Raw genomic sequence first — 23,132 nt, 5'->3', positions numbered from 1 at the left:
TAAACTAAATATTTAGGCACTAAAAAAGCGCCTCTCCCAATGAGAGGCGCTTCTATTAAAACTATTAATCTGTTTTTAACCAAAAACTACTGTTTCACAATTTTGAAAGTTTTCTGTCCTTCATTATTATAAATACGCAGTGTATAAATACCTCTTTCAAGGTTTCCTATCGCTAACGTAGTCTCAGTTGCATTGTTTAATGCTTTGTTTTCTACCAAAACAATTCTTCCATTCATATCCAACATCTCTACTTTTAAAGATGTAGCGTTTGAAGGATTTGAGATAATCAATTGACTTGTCGCAGGGTTTGGATATACTGAAATATCAGTAAATAACTCTTCTCCTAAAGATAACCAATCACAATCTGCTTTAACAGAAACCTCAACCACAGCAGTATCTGCTGGACAAACACCATTTGTAACTATATAGTTAAAATTGTATTGACCCGGAATCGGTTCCGCCTTAGGTTGTGCATTTGCTAACATAGCATTATTGAAATCGTACCATTCTCCCCCCATATCAATATTACCTGACAATGCAGAGAATAAATCAATTGGCTCATTTTTACACACAGTAGTTGTACCATCCATTCCAGCGCTTGAAGGTCCAAACACGTTTATTGTTGCAGTAGTCGTATCATAACATACGTATCTTTCTACATAATAAACTTCATAAGAACCAACTGGTAAAAATTGAACATTGAACACTGTGTCATCCACTACATAAGCAGGTTGACCTGGGAAAGACCACATACCTCCACCATTTGGCTTCACAATAATGTTTGCTTCAAGATTTACAGTACTGTCTAAACGACACACATCAAACATTCCATCTTGTCCACCAAGACTGATACAGTCGGCAACTCTAAACTCATCTAATAAAATATCATTGTAATAAGATAAACCTGTAGTAACTGATTTGTTAACCATAAAACGCACTTGAATAACATTACCTGTGAAAGCGCTTAAATCATAATTTACAAATTCCCAGTTTGGACTATCTCCTCTCAAAGTATCCAATAACGTCCAAGACGTTCCATCATTTACTTCAATAATTAAAGGAACATTATCTCCAGGAGTATTCGTATTGTTACTGAACCACTCAAAAGATAAATATGGAGTTGCTAATTGTGAAATATCAATTTGCGGAGAAATCAATATTACACTATCACCATAAGGGAAGTCTCCATCTACCCATGCAAATGTACCTGGTGTTCTACCATTATTAGCCGCAGCATAACCCGCTTGACCATTAAATTTCCAGAAATTATTTACACTAGTACTTGTATTTGAAGATAAATTCTCCCAACATTGTGGTTGAACAGCATTACTAAATCCTTCATAAAAAGGAGCTACAGCAATACCACAATCAGTGTACATTGAGAATGGACCTCTCCATGCTGCTAGGTCACCACCACCACAATCAGCTTGAATGTAGAAATCGTATTGAGCACTTGGATTTAATCCTAAAATTGTAAACCCAAGATTTGTATTCGCAGTTGCAAACATTCCGTTTCCTTGCGTAAATCCAGCAAGACCGTATTCGATAGTCCAAGAAGTAGCTGAGTTTAATTCAGTCCAGCTTAATTCAATAGAAGTTGTAGAAACACTTACTGTATCAATATCCATTACTGGAAGACATGTTGGAGGTGTAATTACACTCATTGTGAAATCAGCTGCTGAACCCCATGTTTCACTACTACATGGAAATGGATCTGCAGAAGCAGAATATTCACCACGCACCCTAACTCTGTATGTACCAACTGGTGTTCCAGCAGGAATTGTAACTTGTTGCGTAAAAGAACCTGGTCCACCTGAAGCAGAAGAGATTAATTCAGTAGCGTGATCAAAAACAAAATCGTTATTAAAATCAACCCACATTCTAACTACATAAGAATAATTTGATGGGTTGTAAGCAGAATTCAAATCGAAAGTAAGCGTTTCATAAACTTCTAAGATTTGAGCTGTTTCATCTGTATATCCATTTGGCGCAGGGAAGGCAGATGCTGTATGAGAAACATCTGCAATAGCACCAACTGTCTCCATTAGAGATAAGTATTCACTTGTGCTTGTATAAACCGGGAGGCAGTAAACATTAGAGAATGCATAAGGACCAGCCCATGAACTTAAATCACCACCACCACAATCAGTTTGAACGTAATACTCATAAGATGTATTAGCTGTAATAGTAGCTGTGTAAGGATTTGCTGAAATACCATTGTCAATAAATCCACTTCCTTGAGTGAAACCAGTAATTCCATATTCGATATTCCATAAAGAAGATCCGTTATTTTCAGTCCAACTTAAATCTGCAGTAGTTGCAGTAATATTTGAAGCTGTTAAAGCTGTTGGTGACAAACAAGTTGGAGGAGTTACAATAGTTAAGTTGAAATCAATAGTAGAACCATAAGTGGAACTTCCACAAGCTGGTGGATTCGCTGTATTTCCATAATCGCCACGAACTCTCATTCTATAATCACCTTGTGCAGTTCCAGTAGGAACAGTTATAGAGTGTGTTTGAGCTGCTACTGTAGCTCCAGAACCAGCCATCAATTCAGTTGCTTCAAAAACCATGTTTTTATTCCAATCAACCCAAACATTTACTGCGTTGTATGCAGAAGTATATGTAGTGTTAATAGCGAATGTTTGTGCTTCAAACGATTCAAATGATTGCGCTGTTTCATTTGCATAACCACCAGGAGGATTTGCACCTGCAGAATAATTTACATTTATTACAGCACCTAATGTATTGATTCCAGTAATATAATCGAAAGTATATTGCGATGAAACATCACAATATTTGAATTGGTAAGGGCCTGACCAAGCACTTGTATCGCCTACAGAACAAACTGAACGTACATAAAAATCATATTCACTTCCTTGTGTAATGGCAACATTATGAGGATTAGCCGATATGAAGGATTGAGTACCAGTACCAAGAGCAAAACCAATAGCCCCATATTCAAAATCCCACTGACCAGATCCATTGTTTTCTGTCCAACCGAAATCTAAAGTAGTTGCAGTAACATTGGTAACATTTAATGCAGAAGGCGGCATACAAGATACTTGTTCTACAGCAGAGAAGTTATCTATATAAAAATAGTAATCTCCTGCATTCCAAGTACCATTTAATTTCCAAGCAAAACTAGATCCAGTTGGAACACTAGCTGCAGGAATTGTAAACGTTCTTGTAGCACACTGATTAGAAACAACATGATTTGAATTATCTATAACATCATAATTTATCCAACTCGTTCCTCCATTTATAGTGTATTGCAAATTCATAGTACCAAAGTTACCTAAAGTACCTGCTCCACCAGACCAATCAACAACCTTGTAGTCTAATGAAACCACAATATCATTTCCTGTTGCAACCTGTGTATAACTAGAAGTATTGGTTGTAGCGCTAAAACTATATAAGTTATGTCTAATTGAACCAATATCACAAGCATCAGATGTCGTTTGCGAATAAGTCCCTGCATTCCATCCTGGTGGGATTGAAGAGTTAAAATCCTCATTCATGAGAACTTGTGAGCTAACATGAAACCCTGCTAAAAGGAAGGTAAGCATGAGTAATTGTAATTTCTTTTTCATAAGCGTAATATTATTTTTGAGTTATAACCCAAATATAAAACAAATATTTGTTAATTGAATAGATATTAATATTATTCATCAAGATTATTGAAAACTAGATGATTTCATGATCTTCAATTTAGCTTAGAAAATTATCGTTTTAATAGAGAGCTACTATTAATGCCAAAATATCTCTTCAATATAGCAGAGCATCGGTTTCTTTTTCTCTCCCATTTCTTAAAAAAAATAGAACCGTAGCTATTGATATTCTTAGATTTTTTTTTGGTATTTGAAAACCTATTGGTAGCAGAGATATTTAAACCAAGGTATCTAGGAGTATTATTTAGATTTTAAAATACTATAGCGGGTAAATATCAAAAAAAAAAGCGCCTTTCCGAAGAAAGACGCTTTAATATTTAACTTAAAATCTACCTTATTGTTTTACAACCTTGAAAGTTTTTTGACCTTCAGTGTTGAATACTCTTAAAGTATAGATTCCTTTTTCTAAATAATCAATTGTCAAGGTAGCTTCTGAAGCATTATTCAATGCTTTGTTTTCTACTAGAACAATTCTACCATTCATATCTAACATTTCAACTTTTAAAGAAGTTGCGTTAGAAGGATTAACAATTGTAAGAATGCTTGTTGCTGGGTTCGGGTAAACAGAGACATCAGTTAAGATATCATTACCTAGTGATAAATTATCACATCCTCCGTCAACTGTAATTGTAACAATAGATGTATCACCTGGACAATGTCCGTTATTTGTGATATAAGTATATTGATACATACCTGGGATACTTGGCGCATTTGGTTGAGAATTTGGCAAAGCAACGTTTGCTGGATCATACCAAGTTCCTCCGAAATCTATATTACCAGACAATGCTGAGAACAAGTTTGATGGAGTGTTTTTACAAACTTCCATCACACCGTCAATACCAGCAGAAGAAGCTTTATAGACATTGATTGTAGCAATTGTTGTATCTTCTTGACAAAGACCTTCAACAATATACATTACCTCATGAGAACCTTCAGCCATCATACCTACATTAAACATAGTATCATCTACAATTAATGCTTGGTTTGCAGGAAATTCCCAACGTCCGTAAGAATTGTTATGCGAAACAATGTTATCTGATAAATCAACAGAATTTTCTAAAACACAAACATCAACAGATCCATCTTGACCAGGCGTTGGAATACATTCTCCAAAACACACATCATCGATAAATAAGTTCCATCCATCTACTCCTCCAGGAGGAATATGAAATGCAATATAAACTGGACCAGTGTAAGAAGTTAAATCAATAACTGTGTCTTGATAAACAATGTTCGCATACTCTGCAAGATCCATAATTGTATCTGTAAAGTCAGCTACGTTAGTTCCTGTAGTAGAAAGTAATACTTGGAAGTCATTTGGCTCATTAGCACTTTGCACTCTAAAAGAAAACTTCATTGCTTCAATTCCAGTCATCACCAATTGAGGAGAAATTAAATAATCATCGTTATTACCTGCGTTCAAATCAGAATAGAAAACTGCAGAATAAGCACCAGTATTTGGTATACTTGTACTCATACCCCATGCATCTCCATCATTATTTTCATCTCTTACTCTCCAACATCCAATTGTAGAAGATAAGTTAATGTCAAATCCTTCACACAAACCGTTTGCAAGGTAAGGGCCACAATCTGTAACGACAGGACCAAATACTGAAGACCAATAACTTAGATCACCACCACCACAATCTGCTTGAATATAGAAATCATAATTAGTATTTCCAGTTAAATTAGTTATTGTAAAAGGATTAGTTGTTGCCGTTAAAGGAAACCCTGTTCCTGGGGCAAAACCAGCTGGACCATATTCGATATTCCAAGTTGTAGCTGTACCACTTGATGTCCATCCTAGAGCTACAGTTGTTTCTGAAACGTTGTTTACAATAATATTATTTACTGGTAAACATGAAGGTGGAGCAACAATAGTTAAATTAAAATCGACAGTAGAACCATAAGCAGCACTTCCACAAGCTGATGGATTGGAAGTATTTCCATAATCACTTCGAACTCTCATTCTGTAATCGCCTTGAGGAGTAGCAGCAGGAACAACAATAGATAATGATTGAGAAGCAATTGCACTTCCTGATCCAGCCATCAATTCAGATGCATCGAAAACCATATCTCTATTCCAATCTACCCAAACATTCGTATAGTTTGATGCCGAAGAATAAGTTGTATTAACATTAAAAGACTGTGATTCAAATGATTCAAACGTTTGCGCTGTTTCATTAGCGTAAGAACCAGGTGGGATTCCAGCTGCAGAATAATTAACGTTCACTAAAGCGTTAGTTGAAGTAATAGCACTTGTGTAATAGAAAGTATTTTGTGCAGAAACCTCACAATATTTAAATTCATATGGTCCAGCCCATACACTTGTATCTCCTATAGAACATACTGAACGTACATAGAAATCATATTCATTTCCTTGAACGATCGTAGCAGTATATGGATTTGCAACCACATTTGATTGAAGATTCCCTGCAGCACTCCCTTGAACAAAACCAATTGGTCCATACTCTACTTGCCATTCAGTAGCTGTATTTATCTCAGTCCAACCAAAATTGAGCGTAGTTGCAGTTACACCACTTACGTTTAAGTTTTGAGCAGGCAAACAAGTTGGCGGTGTAATCACCTGAAATGTATAATCTTCTGCTTCAGCATAAGAACCTGTACAAGGGCCAGGAGCACCATTCAACCAATCTGCAATAACACGCATTCTATAGTTCCCTAAAGATTGACCCGTAGGAACTATAAATGAAGCTGTATTAGGTGTAGGAGAATAGCTTGATGTACCATAAACTTTTTCAGCGGCACTAAAAGCAAAGTCATTATCCCAGTCTATGAAAACAGAATAACCATAAGTACCACCAGTTGCAGTAATTGTAAAGGTAATTTGCTGGGTTTCATAACCTCCAACAATCATTGTTGTATAATCAGAATATCCATTAGGACCTTGTCCGGTATTGTTGTTTACAATATCAGGAAACCCTCCAGTAGTGGAGAAGGAGGTAATATAGTTTCCTGTATTAGTCGTTGTATAGGCACAATAGCTTTGAGCATTTAGATTTGAGCCAAATGCAAAAGCAGCTATAAAAAGCATACCTTTTAGTAAAAATGTTTTCATAAGTTTAATTTTTAGTTCTGTGTTAATTATCAAATATAAAACAAATAATTGTTATTCATAAATAAAAGTTAAATTTATTATGTTTTATTTTTAAAAATATATACCAACCCATCTCTTTTCTTGTTTCAACCACTATTTTAATAGGCACACTTAATTTTCAACTAGTTAAAGCTTATGAATCATTTTTATAAATAGGTGTAATTGACAAAACTGATATTACGTATAATAAAAAAAAGGAGAGATTCCTCGACACAGTGTTTTGTAGGGTGACAGAAGTTAAGTTTTAATTCTTAGGTTCTACCACTATTTTAATGGTTAAACCATTAACCTTTCCATTTTATCAAAACTGGTTTTATATAGATGTTTCGATTTTTACGTTCAAATAACTGCAATACATGGGTTTAATATTTTCAGTTCCAGAGGAACGACATATTAGTAGATATGAATGTAATCCATCTCTATACAAACTCACCGAAATCGGTATAATTGCATGCAATTATGCCGATTTCGGTGAGTTTGTTTTTTGTTTATTAATAACCAAGTACACTAGTGTACTTGGCTATTAATATGTCGCTCCTCTGGAGCTTGTTATTTGAAGAATGAATAATTATTGATAAATATTTTAGAATCCATATTGTATGAGTTCCCATTAAAATAGTGGTAGAACCAATTCTTACTAAAGAATTGAAATGCTTAGGAAGCTTTTTCAAAATTCACTACTAGCGGGTAGTTTAATTTAATTGATTCCAATTAAAGTTACCAGTAAACTCAATTTACTTAATCAAATATACTTTTTTTTTAGTTATCCATTTGTTTTAGAAACAGTTATACTTATATGAATTAAAAGAGATTCCTCGTCGCTTTGCTCTGAAATGAATGACAAAGGTTGAATTTATAACTCGGGGAAAGCTTTAATTCTTACCAAGAATTAAAACACCGAGGATTCACTTTTTCTGAAGTTACTGGGGTTTACAATTATATATTTGATGAGAAACTAGTTTCTAGCAATCTAATAAAATGTTTTTCAATGATTGGTGTGATAATTTAAATCAATTTATTATTAAAGCTGTTATACAAAGACTAAGAAATGAAAATACTAATTTCTTCTTCAAAAAAATAGAGCACAAAAAAAAGCGCCTTTCCGAAGAAAGACGCTTTAATATTTAATTTAAAAATCTACCTTATTGTTTTACAATCTTGAAAGTTTTTTGACCTTCAGTATTATAAATACGTAGCGTATAAATTCCTCTTTCAAGGTAATCAATTGCTAAAGTAGCTTCTGTTGCATTATTCAATGCTTTATTTTCAACAAGTACGATTCTTCCGTTCATATCTAACATCTCTACTTTTAAAGATGAAGTATTAGATGGGTTAAGAATAGTCAAGTTACTAGTCGCAGGGTTTGGATATACTGAGATATCAACCATAGCTTCATCAGTGATTGACAAGTAATCACAACCTCCGTCAACAGTTATTTCAATACTTGCAGTTGCAGCAGGACAAGCTCCGTTAGCAGCCGTTACATAAGTATAGATATACACATCTGGCTGACCAGAAAGTGTAATCATTGTTCCTGTAATTGCATTACCTGAAGGATCTACCCACGTTCCACCTGCATCAGCATTAGCGCTCAATAAAGTATCAAGACCTAATGGTTGATTCATACAGAATGTTCTCATCACATCATCACCAGCATTTGTTGGCATATCAATCGTCAAGTCTAACGTTACGATTGAATCACAACCGTTTGCGTTACCTCCTACTATTGTAAATGTTACTGTATTGCTTGAAGACGTATAAGTGTTTCCATCAATCCAAGTGAATGTCTCACAAGCAGCTTGAGTATCTGTTCCCATTGTAGCAGTATTGATTGTTAAATCTAACGTTACAATTGAATCACATCCATTAGCAGCTCCACCCATAATTGTATGTGTTGCTGTATTGTTTGAAGACGTATAAGTGTTTCCATCAATCCAAGTGTATGTATCGCAAGCAACTTGCGTATCTGTTCCAGTTGCAGAAGTATTGATTGTTAAATCTAACGTTACAATTGAATCATTTCCACAAGCACTAGAGCCACCACCTACAATTGTAAATGTAGCTGTATTGTTTGATGAAGTGTAAGTGTTTCCATCCATCCAAGTATATGTATCACAAGCAACTTGAGTATCTGTTCCAGTAGCAGGAGCAGCAAATGTTGTAAATGCCAATGGACCTACCCAAGCACTTAAATTTCCACCACCACAATCTGCCTGAACATAATAATCATAGTTCATACACGGCATTAATCCTGTTAAAGTATGAGGATTTGAGGTAACTGCTGCTAATGCAGTCCCAGTACCTTGGCCAAATCCTGCAGGACCATATTCAATATTCCATGTCGTTGCAGTTCCATTTTCCGTCCAAGCTAAATCAGCTGTGTTAGTAGTGAAATTTGAAGCTGTTAACGCTGATGGATCTGCACAAGGCGGAGCAGCAGTAATTGTCAATGTATATTCTTCAAATGTAGCATACGCTCCTGTATAACATGGATCAGAAGGTAGTGTAGAACCTAAAGCATTATCAGCACCACCAATTCTAATACTATAGTTACCTAAAACGGCACCAGCCGGGATTAAGATAGAAGCATTAAAAGTTGTTGGGTTTGCATTAGTAGATTCTCCTAAATAATACCCTTCGTTGGCATCATCAAAATCTAAATCACCATTCCAGTCTACCCAAGCAAATAAATTGTATGTGTATCCTGTTTCCAAAGTAATATCAATTGGCAACGTAGTACCTGCAGGCACACTTGTTGACTGAGCTGTGTAGTTACCATAGTTATTTGGTTCAGCACCAGTTGTATTATTTATAGTACCCATTGTAACATTTGTAATACCGATTCCATCTACTGAAGTAGGTGAAGGAGTACAAGGTCCTGTATAAAAATTATAAGGACCAGCCCAAGTACTCGTATCTCCTGGAGCACAAATTGCTCTCACATAGAAACTATTATTAGTATTTGGTGTTAAATTAGAGACAGCATAAGGATTTGCACTTGTAAATGCTGAGGCTCCAGATCCTATAGTAAATCCTTGTGCACCATATTCGATTTCCCAATTTGTTGAAACGTCAGTCCAACCAAGATCCGCAGTTGTATAATTTAAATTAGCAACTGTCAAGGCAGTAGGTGACAAACAAGATGGAGGCGAAGTAATAGTTAAAGTAAAGTCTACAGTTGACCCATAATTAACAAGTCCACACGCTGGTGGATTTGCAGAACTGCCCCATTGACCACGAACTCTCATTCTATAATTTCCTTGAGGCGTACCTGTTGGAACAGTAACTGATAAAGTATGCTGAGTCGCACCAGTAGCAGAAGCTAATAATTCCGTTGCATCAAAGTTCAAATCGTTATTCCAATCTACCCAAACATTTACTCCATTAATACCTGATGAATAGTTAGTCAAAATATCGAAAGTTTGTGTTTCATAAGATTCAAATATCTGTGCAGTCTCATTCGCATAAGAACCTGCAGGGAATGAACTTGCAGTATATGAAATATTTGAAACAGCACCATTTGATGTAATTGAAGTTAAGTACTCAAACAAACTCGTTGTAGAAACTTCACAGTAATCTATAGAAAACTCAAAAGGACCTGTCCAAGTACTTAAATTAGCACTTCCACAATCCGCTTGAACATAATATTCGTAAGTCGAACCAGTTGTTAAACCTGTCAAATTATAAGGGTTAGTTACTGCATTTTCAGGAGTACCTGATCCTATAGTAAATCCTGGAGCTCCATACTGAATATTCCAAACTGTAGCAGAACCACTTTGAGTCCAACCTAACTCAGCTGAAGTACTTGATGTAAGTGCTGACGTAAGAGCCGATGGAGGAATACAAGATGGTGCCTCGATAACAGAAATGTCATCAATAGCCATATCACCTTCAAAACCTACTCCTCTAATTGCTTTAAAACGAAGTTGAAGAACTCCTGTGTATGCACTCAAGTCAACCCATTGAACTAACCAAGGGTCTGTACTTGCAGTTTGTTGTGCACCTGTAATTGTAAGCGCACTTGTCCAAGTTGCCCCCATATCAGTAGAAACACCAACTGACAACTCACTAATATCTACACCATACATATGAAAATAGAATTTTAATGATGCAGTAGTTAATCCAGACACATCAATTTGTGGTGTAATTAATTCAGCTACGGCTCCTGTAACACCAGAAGATGCCTCTGTATAGAAATAAGTATTACCACTATTAGGAACATTAGGACCTGTATTTGATGAAGGTGTTCCCCCACCGTTTCCTTCTATATCCCAACGGTAAGCAGAAGTTGTATTATTAGGTGTTGACGACCAACAATCTTCAATTTGAGAATTCGTTGATTCTGACGCCGTTTCAACGTCATAAGTCCAAGGAGCTAAAAAAGCCGAAGTTAAATCGACCAACACTTCATTCGAAGTATCAAATGTACCACCATTAGCACAGGTTACTTTTAATCTGTAGTAAGTATCAGCAGTAATACCACCAACAATTGTATGAGTTGCATTTGTAGCACCAGAAATATCTGTCCATGTTGTACCATTTGGAGATTCTTGCCATTGGTAAGAAATACCTGCTGAAGCAATTAATGACCCTACCAGATCAACATCAAGACCCAAACATACTGAAGCAGGAGCCGTAATAGCAGCAACTACTGGAGTTCCTGAACAACCCGCTTGAAGGTTACCATCAAATTGAATTTGAGCAACCGTATTTGATCGTGATGCACCTATAGGAGGCGTTGTTGCGCTATAAGGAGCAGCATCCTCGTATTTGTAAATAGCTTTCTGACCTGTAGAAGGTGCTAGCGTGTACGCGGACCACCCTGGATTATTTCCATAAGTTGAAGTTGTTTCATTTACTGCAACCACAATATTACTTGTTCCATCCCATTGAAATGGAGTAGTTAGAGTAATTTCTAGCCACTGTCCTGCGACAACATTTGCAGCAATTGTACCATTAAAAACAGGAGTAATATTAGCAATTCCGATCCAGTCGGTTCCACTATCGAAACCTACTTTAGTAGTGTTTCCCATGTAAATCTCCCAATCTTGCCAATTAGCAGTAGATTGACTTGTAGTTGCTTTATACCTAACTTTAGTAATTAATCCCTGAGTCGGATCCATACCTGCAGCAGTTAACTCACTTTGAGTATAGATAGTTTGTGAATAATTATAATTATAAAGATAATATAGTGGTATGTAGGAATTTACTGCAGTCCCACTTCCTATCTGGATAGTCTGTGAAATACCAGAAGTTGATATTCCAATAAATAAAAGTAGCACACCTAATGCATTGGAAATTGATTTCCATCGTGTATTCTCAGGTTTAAATAATTGAGGTTCCCTCTCCGGGTTGACTTTTTTCATAAGTTCTAATTTTTGAATTTGACTTTCAAAAGTACGGAATTATAGATGGTTAACCAAAAGTTAATTTAACATTAATTAATAATGTCTTATGAATCAATCTTAAAGTGCATATTTCGACGAGCAGCTAAAAGAGCAATATAAATACATTCATACATTAGACTTAATTACGTTCAAGCCCTATTTCTATTGATAATAGTGGAATGAGATTCCTAAATTTTATTTTCCGTTTTCTACAACTTTTAGTACAAAGAATTGGACAAATTAAATTTTTAAATAAAACCTAAATTAAAAAGCTTTGTATGAAAGGAAATCGAAAAATACGTTAAATATGGGTTTTATTTCTCTCAACAAAAAATGAAATAGAATAGGATTTTTTTGATTTAATAGCGTTTTTCATGAAAAAAGCGTTTCTCAATTGAGAAGCGCTTTTCTAAAATCATATTAATGAATAGCTTATTGCCTAATAATCTTGAAAGTCTTTTGGTTTTCAGAATTATAAACTCTTAGCGTGTAAACTCCTTTTTCAAGGTTTTCAATCGCTAATGTAGCTTCATATGTATTATTCAATGCTTTGTTTTCAACAAGTACGATTCTTCCATTCATATCTAATATTTCTACTTTTAAAGAGGATATATTAGAAGGATTAAGAATGGTTAATACACTTGTTGCAGGATTTGGAAATACTGAAATGTCAGTTAAAATCTCATTCTTTATTGATAAATAGTCACACCCAGGATCTACTGTTATTGAAATAACTGCGAAAACTGTTGGACATCCCAAAGAAGAAACTTCATATCTATAATCATAAACGTTAGCCAGATTTGAAGTAATAACAGAACCTGAAATAGGAATTCCAGCTGGTGTTAACCAAACACCTCCAGCTTCTGCTCCTGCACTTAAAAGCGTATCTAAATCGACAGGTTGGTTTAAACAAACAGTAATTGAATTATCTAATCCAGCATTGTTTGCTTGGGCAATTGTTAGATCTAATGTAACAATAGAATCACAACCATTTGCTGCACCACCTATTATTGTATGCGTTGCTGTATTGTTATCAGTTGTATAATTTATTCCATCAATCCAAGTATAGTTCTCACAAGCCAATTGTGTATCTGTTCCAGTAGTTGAAACACAAAGTGTAGTAAAAGTAAATGGTCCTGTCCAAGTACTTTGTCCTCCTCCACAATCCGACTGAACATAATAATCATAAGTAGTATTCATATCCAAACCTGACAATGTGTATGGATTAGTAACTCCACTTTCCTCTGTACCGTTTCCTTGTATAAATCCAGTTATCTCATATTCAACATTCCAAGCTGTAGCCAGATTGTTTTCTGTCCAGCTTAAATCGGCTTGACTTGCTGTAATATTTGTTGCTCCCAAAGCTGATACAGGACTACAAGCACCTTCAGTTATACTTATATCGTCTATTGCTATATCATCACGAAAACCTGAACCATTCATTTCATCAACAACAAACCTCAAACGAATATCTCCAGAAATATTCAATGTATTTAATAAAACATAGAATTTTTCCCAGCCACCGTTAGTATTGCTGCTGCTTGCAAAAGCTCCAATATTCCAATTTGCTCCATCCCAAACATCAACACGAAAATCAACATTTGTATAGCCTTGGTTATCACTGATTAAATAAAATGTAAGCATTGGAATTGTTAAGCCCGAAACATCAATCATTGGACTTAACAGAGAAGTTCCGATATTATGTGGCGGATTATCATCAACCCATGCAAAATAACCTCCACTTGCTGTTGAACCGTTCATTGTTCCATAGTTTCCGATGTGCGTTTGAAAAGGGGCAACATCATCAAAAATCCAGTCCTCACCGTTGGAAGCCCCTTGCTCCCAGCAATCTGGTATATATCCATTATTCGAAAAATCTTCTGACCATGGTGCTATTTCACTATCACATGGCGTTGTGAATAAAAAAGGTCCAGCCCATTCACTTAAATCTCCACCACCACAATCTGATTGAATATAAAATTCATAATTTGTAGAACCTAATGTGTTAATTATATAAGGACTTGCTCCAACATTTGTAGCACTTGTTCCCGCTCCAGATCCTTGTACAAATCCAGCAAGGCCATATTCAATGTTCCAATTAGTTGCTGAATTATTTTCAGTCCAACCTAGACCTGTTGAATTAAGTGCAATATTCGATGCAGTTAAATATGTTGGTTTAAAACAAGTTGGTGCTTCTCTAACCTCAACATCATCTATTGCAACATCATCCCAAGAATCATTACCATTCAATTCATCTACCACAAATCTCAATCTAATTTTACCTGTAATATTTAGCGTATTCAACAAAATATCAATTTCTTGCCAGGCATTATTTACTGTATTGGAATTACTTGTAAACATTCCAATGTTCCATGCTGCCCCATCCCAGATATCAACAGAAAAGTTAACATTTGAGTCTCCTTCATTGTCACTAATGAGAAAGAACCGCAACATTGGTACAGTTAAAGAAGATATGTCTATAAAAGGGCTTAACAAAGATGTTTCTAAACTATGAGGACTTGAATCATCAACCCATGCAAAATACCCTCCACTTGCAGTGTTTCCATTTAAGACCCCATTGCTTCCTATATGACTATATACAGGAGGTACATTATTAAAATTCCAATCTTTATTATTGTAAAACCCTTGATACCAACATTCAGGCCTACCCCCCCCATTCTCAAAGTCCTCAACCCATGGCGCTATAACACCGTTACAAGTTGTTGTGAATGCAAAAGGTCCAGCCCAACCACTTTGATCAGTTGATGAACAAATGGATTGAACGTAAAATTCATAATCAGTAAAAGCTAATGTGTTAATTGTATAAGGATTTGTTCCAACACCTGATACACTTGTTCCTGCTCCAGATCCTTGAACAAAACCAGCCGGTCCGAATTCAATATTCCAACTCGTTGCTGAATTATTTTCTGTCCAACCTAAATTAGCGCTAGTTAATGTGTAGTTAGGTGCAGTTAAATTCGTTGGCATCAAACAACTTGGCGCTTCTCTAATCTCCACATCGTCTATTGCAAGATCGTCCCGCGAACTAATACTACTGTTTTCATCTACCACAAATCTCACTTGAATATCTCCCGTGATCGTAAGTGTGTTCATATAAACATCAATCTCTCGCCATGCATTATTTAATGTGTTGGAATTGCTTGTAAACATAGCTATGTTCCATGCTGTACCATCCCAAATATCAACAGAAAAGTTAACATTCGAAAATCCTTCATTGTCACTAAGAAGGAAAAATCTCAGCATTGGCGCAGCCAAACCAGACACATCTATTGGAGGGCTGATCAATGTTGTTGCTGCGCTATTTGGATTTGAATCGTCTACCCATGCGAAATAACCACCACTTGTTGTTGATCCATTTATAACTCCATTGTTTCCGACATGACTATTTGGAGGTTGAGAATTTAAATCATTAAATCTCCAATCTTCATTATTTGCGACACCTTGATACCAGCAAGTAGGTATTGCCCCTCCATTATCAAAGCCCTCTATCCATGGAGCTACAACATTAATACATTGCGATGAAAACATAAAAGGTCCAGTCCATATACTTAAATCACCTCCACCGCAATCTGATTGAACGTAAAATTCATAATCTGTTAAGGGAGTTACGTTAATTGTGTAAGGATTCGATGTTACCGATGAGATAGTAGTACCTGTTCCTGAACCTTGAATAAAACCGGGTGCTCCGAATTCAATATTCCAAGTTGTTGCAGAATTATTTTCAGTCCAACTTAAAACAGCAGTGGTTCCTAAAATATTTGTGGCTGCTAGATTTGCTACTGGCAAACAAGAAGTCTTTTCATCAATAGTTATTTCATCTAAAAGGATATCATTATAAAATGCAGGACCAATCAGAAAATCTTGATTTGCCATAAAACGCACTTGAATTGTATCTCCAGCATAGGCGGCTAAGTCATAAAACACGTTTACCCAGGCGGTATTGTCACCCCTCAAAGTATCCAAGTAATTCCAAGAAGTGCCATCATTAATTTCTATGATTAAAGGGACATTATTACCTGGAGAATTTGCGTTATTACTAAACCATTCAAAAGTTAGTTCAGGATTGGCTAAAGTTGACAGATCAATAAAAGGAGTGAGCAACATAACACTGTCTGCGTAAGGAAATGCACCATCACTCATCGCATAAGTCCCAACAGTTTTGCCATTCGCAGCAGCAGCAAAACTTGGAGCATGATTGAATTTCCAAAACGCATCTAAATCTGTAGTCACCTCAGAAGAAAGATTTTGCCAACAAGTTGGCAATACACCATTATTGAATCCCTCATAAAAAGGTGCTAATACTGGAGTACATATCGTGTTATCTATATCTGCTGTAAAGTCGACAACAGAACCCGAATTAAAGGAAGCACATGGGTTTAGGCTTAATGAATTAATTATTTCTTGTTGCATAACACGAATTCTGGTAGGACCTATCACAGCTGTAATTGGCACTGTAAAGGTATGTGAGACACTGCCCACCCATGGAAACACTCCAGGAGTTCCTGAAGAAGTTCCAATTGATTCATAAGGCTCGAAAATTTGATTTTGATTAAAATCAATCCAAGCTTGACCCCGACCAAATGAGCTGCTTCCACATGTTCCAAATTTCACATTAAATGTGTATGTATCTCCAGCGTTTAGACTGACTGATTGGGTTGTTTGATTTTCAACCCCAACTACCCCTGGACAGCTGGATATATAGGAAATACTGGTGGTATTTTCACCTGTAATAGTTACCGATTCAATGTTTGCATTCGCAGTAGTTTGAGGGCCTCCCCCAATGCAATACTGCGCACTAAGATTTTGAATAAAAAGAAAATATAGAATAAAAAAAGAACCGACTTTAAAGAATTGATTTTTCATAAATAATTGTATAATAGTGTAAGTTAATTACTAATACAAACGTAGAATTTGAAAAGGGGTTGCTTTATTAATGAATAGAGATCATTCTTAATTATCATTATGATAATAAAAAACCTATAAAAGCAAAAGCGCCTCTCAAATGAGAAGCGCTTTGTTTAAAATTTAAACTATTTTTTTGTTTACCTTTTTACAATTTTGAAAGTTTTTTGTCCTTCAGTATTATAAACACGTAGCGTATAAACACCACTTTCAAGGTGCTCAATTGCTAAAGAAGCTTTCGTTGCATTATTCAACGCTTGATTTTCAACAAGTACAATTCGACCATTCATATCTAACATCTCTACTTTTAATGATGAAGTATTTGATGGATTAAGAATTGTCAACACACTTGTTGCAGGATTAGGATAAACTGAAATATCAATCATTTTTTGATCTTCAATTGATAAGTAGTCACATCCAGGGTCTACACTAATCGTGATTACAGCAGTATCCGCTGGACAAGCACCAGATTGAACTACGTAACTATAGTCATAAGTACCTGGTTGAGCTGAAGCTGTAATTTGAGAACTAGGCAATGTTGCATAAATTGGATCTAACCAAACACCACCTGCATCAGCTCCCGAACTCAATAAAGCGCCTAAATCAACAGGTTGATTCATACAAACTACAATCATATCATCATTTCCAGCAGAATTTGCCATATCGAACGTTAAGTTTAATGTTACGATAGAATCACAACCGTTAGCAGCTCCACCTACTATTGTAAATGTTGCGGTATTGTTGTCAGCAGTATAAACCGTTCCATCAATCCATGTGAATGTTTCACAAGCAACTTGGTTATCTGTTCCTGTCACTGAAGTATTGATTGTTAAATCTAATGTTATAAGAGAATCACAACCAAATGCAGCAGCACCAGCAATTGTAAACATAGCTGTATTGTTAGAAGCGGTATAAACCATTCCATCAATCCAAGTAAATGTTTCACATGCAACTTGTGTATCTGTTCCTGTAACCGGAGTAGAAAGCGTTGAGAATGCGAAAGGACCTACCCAAGCACTTTGGCTTGCACCACAATCAGCCTGAACATAATAATCGTAGTCTGAACAAGGATTAATACCAACTAACGAGAAAGGATTTGTAGAAACACCAACTACAATAGTACCGGTACCTGCTGTAAATCCAGTAGCACCATACTCGATTTTCCACGATGATGCAGTCCCATTTTCCGTCCAACTTAAATCAGCTGAAGTTCCTGTAATATTTGTTGCTGTTAATGCAGTAGGATCTGTACAAATAGGAGCTTCAATAATACTCACCTCATCCAGTAAGATATCATTATAATAAGCAGTAACTGGCACTGATTGATTCGTCATGAAACGAATCTGAACTGTGTTCCCAGCATAAGCACTTAAATCATAATACTCTTCTAACCAAAGTGCATTATCTCCTTTCAAGGTATCAATATTGGTCCAAGTTGTCCCGTTATAGATATCAATAATAAAAGGAACGTTATCTCCAGGATTATTGGTGTTATTACTGAACCATTCAAATGTTAAAGCTGGTGTAGTCAATGCTGAAAGATCAATCATAGGAGTGAACAACATCATACTGTCTGGATTTGGAACAGAACCATCTGAACTCACAAAAGTTCCAATCGTTTTTCCATTCGCCAATGCTCCATATTCCCCTTGTTTATTAAAGTTCCAGTTGTTATTTATACCAGTTCCTGTCCCAGAAGAAATGTTTTCCCAACATTGTGGTTGAACAGCAGTATTGAAGCCTTCATAAAAAGGAGCAGTATACACAACACATCCAGTAGTTAAAGTAACAGGGCCTAACCATGTACTTAAATCCCCGCCTCCACAATCTGCTTGAATATAAATATCATAATCAGTTGAAGGGCTTAATCCTGATAATAAATATGGATTAGAGCCAGCAGTTAAATTGGCACCAGAACCTAGGTTAAAGCCTGCAGCACCCCATTGAATATTCCAACCAGTTGCTGTACCATTTTCTATCCATCCTAAGTCTAATGAAGTAGAAGTAATATTTATTGCAGTCAAACTAGTAGGTTGTGGACAAGCTGGAGGTGTAAACTCGTGAGCACCTGGATCAGGCGCAGTCACACTTCTCAAGTTACCATTAAAGTCAGTTGTAACACTCGCCAAAGGCACACCAATATTATTTACTGCTGGGTTTGAAGGCAAATAACTAGCTGCTGGTATATTTGTTAAAATTGGATCATCTCCAACAGAGTTCAAATCACCACTTGATGCTAGTTGCCAAGCTGCTAAAGTAGCTTGTGCACCACCAACATAACCAATATCGTTTGCTCCTGCAGCAGAGTTCATATACAACACATTATAATCACTTACAATTGTAGATGCAGCTGTACTAAAATACATACATTGTTTAGCACCTGAACCCGCTCTTGTAATATTGATAATATTGTTCTTAAATTCAATATCAGTTGCAGTAGATGTTTGATAGAAACCTCTAGTGATTCCAGAGGTTGAGCTAGCATCATCCATCACAATTGTATTGTGGTAATAATGAACTCCATCACTGCTGCTGTTGTAAATCCCATACATTGTACCATTGTTACCACTTAGGTTAATGATGTTATTATACAACTTACTTTCGTTCCCTAATGGAGAATCTATACCTGTAAAATAAACACCGTAACCCGCACTTGTTGATGCCGAAGTTATTCCTCCGAAAGGAGTATGGATATTATTTCCAGAAATTGTGTGTCCTTCACCACCAGATGAAAAATAAAGTGCGTAAAAAGAAGAAACTGATGTTCTATTAGGACGGCTGAGGTCATTATTAGCAACAACGTTGTCCTTTCCATAAGGTAAGTAAATACCATAGTAATAGAAATCTTCTAGTATATTATCTGAAATTATATTATTCTCAGTAAGGTTACTAGACTGACCAACCACAGTGATACCATAATAACCACCTATAATCGTGTTAGCAGTAATTGAGTTGTCAGAACCTGATGTACCTGTTGTTCCAGTTGCACTTGTCAAACTTCCCGAAACAACAACACCTGCATTACTAGTACTCGTGCTTGTCAATGTAGATGTAAGATCTATATTGTTGTTTGAAATAGTATTGAAATCAGCATCATTGATTAATTGAATCACATAGTTATCTGTTATAGATTGTGTTACTAAATTAAAGTTATTAATTGTCGTATAATCAGTTCCATCAAGTAAAATCAAGCTCTTATCGCCTGTTGTAGTTACAGAAGTTAATGTTTCTCCATTACCCTCTAAAGTAACAGTATTAACAGCACTTGCACCTACAATTTCTTCGATGATTAATTGCTCATTATATGGTCCAGAACCAGTCAATGCTGTGATTATTACAGCACCTGAGACACCACATGTATTCAATTCCAATACCGCTGCTGTAAAATCAATAAAATCACCTCCAGTACCAACAGTATAGCTTCCGGCCATTTGCGTTAAACACAATGTGGTAAAGCTAAATGGACCTTCCCACGTACTTAAATCAGCAACTCCACATTCAGACTGAAGATAAACATCATAATCAGTTGCAGGGTTTAATCCTGTTAAAGTAAAAGGATTGGAATTGGCAGGCACATTAGTCCCTGCAGCTGAACCTTGAGTATATCCAACTGGACCATACTCTAAATTCCATAATGTAGCTGATCCTGTTTCCGTCCAATTTAAATTTACTGAATTAGCTGTAATACTTGATGCCATTAATGAAGCAGGTTGAGGACATGTTGGAGCCTCAATTACACTCACTTCATCTAATAAGATATCATTGTGATATGCAACACCTGGAACAGATTGATCCGTTCTAAAACGAATTTGAATTGTACCTCCAGCATAAGCTGATAGAATAATTGATTCATCTTGCCACAGTGGGTTATCTCCTTGGTAAGTAGCTATATTTGTCCAAGCTGTTCCATTATTAATGTCAATATGCAATGGCACATTATCTCCTGGTGTATCTGTATTGTTACTGAACCATTCAAAAGTTAATTCCGGTACAGTAAGTGCAGAAAGATCAATCCAAGGTGTAGTTAACATCATACTGTCTGGATTTGGTGTAGAACCATCCGAACTAACAAATGTCCCTATAGCTCTTCCATTTGCTAACGCTCCATATTCACCTTGCTTGTTAAAGTTCCAAGTATTATTAATACCTGTACCGGTACCTGAAGAAACATTTAACCAACAATTTGGTTGTATGGCTGCATTAAATCCTTCATAGAAAGGAGCAGTAAATGTTCCACATGCAGTAGTAATAGAAATAGGACCTGTCCAATTACTTAAACTACCCCCACAATTTGCTTGAACATATATGTCATAACCAGTTGAAGTAGACAATCCAGACAATGTATGTGAATTTGCTGTTAAAGGAACATTAGTTCCTAAACCAGGAGTATATCCAGATAAACCCCATTCAATGTTCCAAGCGGTAGCCGTACCACTTTCAATCCAATCTAAATCTACTGAAGTTCCAAAGATATTTGACGCAACAAAAGCCGTAGGTGATAAACAAGAAGGAGGCGTTCCAATTGTCAACTTAAAGTCAACAGTTGTTCCATAAGCTACGCTCCCACAAGCTGGTGGATTTGCAGCAGAACCATATTGACCACGTACTCTCATTCTATAATCTCCTTGAGCCGTTCCAGCTGGAACAGTTACTGATAAAGTTTTTGAAGCAGCCGAACTAACTTGACTTGCTACTAGTTCACCAGCGTCAAAAACCATATTTTTATTCCAGTCTACCCAAATATTCACACCGTTTCCACCACCTACATAAGTGGTGTTAATATCAAACGTTTGTGTTTCATAAGACTCAAACAACTGTGCTGTTTCATTAGCATAAGAACCTGGAGGTAAAACCGATGCAGTATAAGAAACATTCGATACAGCTCCAGATGAATTCACCACACTTAAACGGTCACCTGTATTTGTTGTAGCAACACCACAGTACGAATATTTAAGCGGAGAGGACCAAAAACTAACATCACCAGGCCCACAAATTGAACGTACATAAAAGTCATATTCAGTTCCAAGCGTAAAAGTAAATGCATAAGGATTGGAAGTAACATTTATTGTCGTTCCAGTTCCTGCAGTATAACCAGGTGAACCATATTCCAGTTCCCACTCAATTGCTGCATTATTTTCTGTCCAACCTAAATTCATGGTTGTTCCTACGATACTGCTCACCAATAAATTTGTTGGTGTAAGACAAGAAGGAGGAGTAGAAATCGTTATTGTAAAATCAACAGTAGATCCAAAATTCACACTTCCACACGCTGCTGGATTTGCATTAGCTCCATACTGACCTCTTACTCTCGCTCTATAACTACCCGCCGGAATTCCAGTTGGTACAGTAATAGTAAAGGTCTTTGTTGCAGCTGAACTAGCTTGATACGCTATTAAATCAGTAGCATCAAAAGTAAAATCGTTACCCCAATCTACCCAAATATTTACACCGTTACTACCTCCTACATAGGTAGTAATAACATCAAATGTTTGAGTCCCATAGGTAACAAGCGACTGAGCTGTTTGATCAGCATAAGAACCAACAGGTTGAGATGACGCTGTATAGTTAATATTTGAAGTTGCTCCAACAGAACTTACTGCGGATAGATAATCGCCTGACGAGGTCGTTGAAACCATACAGTACTGGGCATTTAGGTTGATCCCCCAAAAAAAAGCGGTTAGAATCAAAATACCTTTTAAGAATAAAGCATTCATTTTCATTAGTTTTAATTAGTAATAATTTTAGCTCCAAACATAATTAATTTTTTGTTCAAAAAATCAAATGACTTAAAATAAAAACTGTTTCTCACTTAAAATCAAGAGACAAGCCGAAAATACAGCGGTTCAACAAAAAATAAATCTCAAGAAATAATTGGAAGATTAGAATTAAATGCATTTATGATGCTTTACTTTAAAAAAAATGTTGTTACAAACTCTCCATCACCATTAATCTTCAATTTAGAATGGTAATTAAAATGGCATTTCGGAATGCGCTTTGTAACATATTTTGGAAAACTATTACAAGCTGTACATA

Annotated in this window: 5 protein-coding genes; all 5 read right to left on the bottom strand. The window is 36.1% G+C overall.

What is annotated here, in order from left to right; all coding sequences use genetic code 11:
• Nucleotides 1-86: 86 nt before the first annotated feature.
• On the bottom strand, nucleotides 87-3,593 hold the full coding sequence (locus tag ERX46_RS01920; RefSeq protein WP_130092143.1) for a GEVED domain-containing protein: 3,507 nt from the start codon (nucleotides 3,591-3,593) through the stop codon (nucleotides 87-89).
• A gap of 412 nt (nucleotides 3,594-4,005) precedes the next feature.
• On the bottom strand, nucleotides 4,006-6,750 hold the full coding sequence (locus tag ERX46_RS01915; protein ID WP_130092142.1) for a GEVED domain-containing protein: 2,745 nt from the start codon (nucleotides 6,748-6,750) through the stop codon (nucleotides 4,006-4,008).
• A 1,181-nt stretch (nucleotides 6,751-7,931) separates the two neighbouring features.
• Nucleotides 7,932-12,155 carry a GEVED domain-containing protein gene (locus ERX46_RS01910; RefSeq protein WP_130092141.1) on the bottom strand — a complete coding sequence of 1,408 codons (4,224 nt, stop codon included), beginning with the start codon at nucleotides 12,153-12,155 and terminating at the stop codon, nucleotides 7,932-7,934.
• Nucleotides 12,156-12,608: 453 nt separating this feature from the next.
• Entirely contained in the window at nucleotides 12,609-17,060 is a 4,452-nt protein-coding gene (locus ERX46_RS01905) for a fibronectin type III domain-containing protein (protein WP_130092140.1), read from the bottom strand.
• 179 nt (nucleotides 17,061-17,239) lie between these two features.
• Entirely contained in the window at nucleotides 17,240-22,813 is a 5,574-nt protein-coding gene (locus ERX46_RS01900) for a fibronectin type III domain-containing protein (protein WP_165366120.1), read from the bottom strand.
• Between the last annotated feature and the right edge of the window lie 319 nt (nucleotides 22,814-23,132).

The sequence above is a fragment of the Brumimicrobium glaciale genome (assembly GCF_004152935.1).
Taxonomy (GTDB): Bacteria; Bacteroidota; Bacteroidia; order Flavobacteriales_D; family Crocinitomicaceae; genus Brumimicrobium; species Brumimicrobium glaciale.
The sequence above is the reverse complement of the archived record's forward strand: the minus strand, read 5'-3'. Positions and strand labels throughout refer to the sequence as shown.

Excerpts from the sequence above, each read along its gene's own strand:
- ERX46_RS01920 (WP_130092143.1), bottom strand. The coding sequence starts at position 3,593 with ATGAAAAAGAAATTACAATTACTCATGCTTACCTTCCTTTTAGCAGGG.
- ERX46_RS01915 (WP_130092142.1), bottom strand. The coding sequence starts at position 6,750 with ATGAAAACATTTTTACTAAAAGGTATGCTTTTTATAGCTGCTTTTGCA.
- ERX46_RS01910 (WP_130092141.1), bottom strand. The coding sequence starts at position 12,155 with ATGAAAAAAGTCAACCCGGAGAGGGAACCTCAATTATTTAAACCTGAG.
- ERX46_RS01905 (WP_130092140.1), bottom strand. The coding sequence starts at position 17,060 with ATGAAAAATCAATTCTTTAAAGTCGGTTCTTTTTTTATTCTATATTTT.
- ERX46_RS01900 (WP_165366120.1), bottom strand. The coding sequence starts at position 22,813 with ATGAATGCTTTATTCTTAAAAGGTATTTTGATTCTAACCGCTTTTTTT.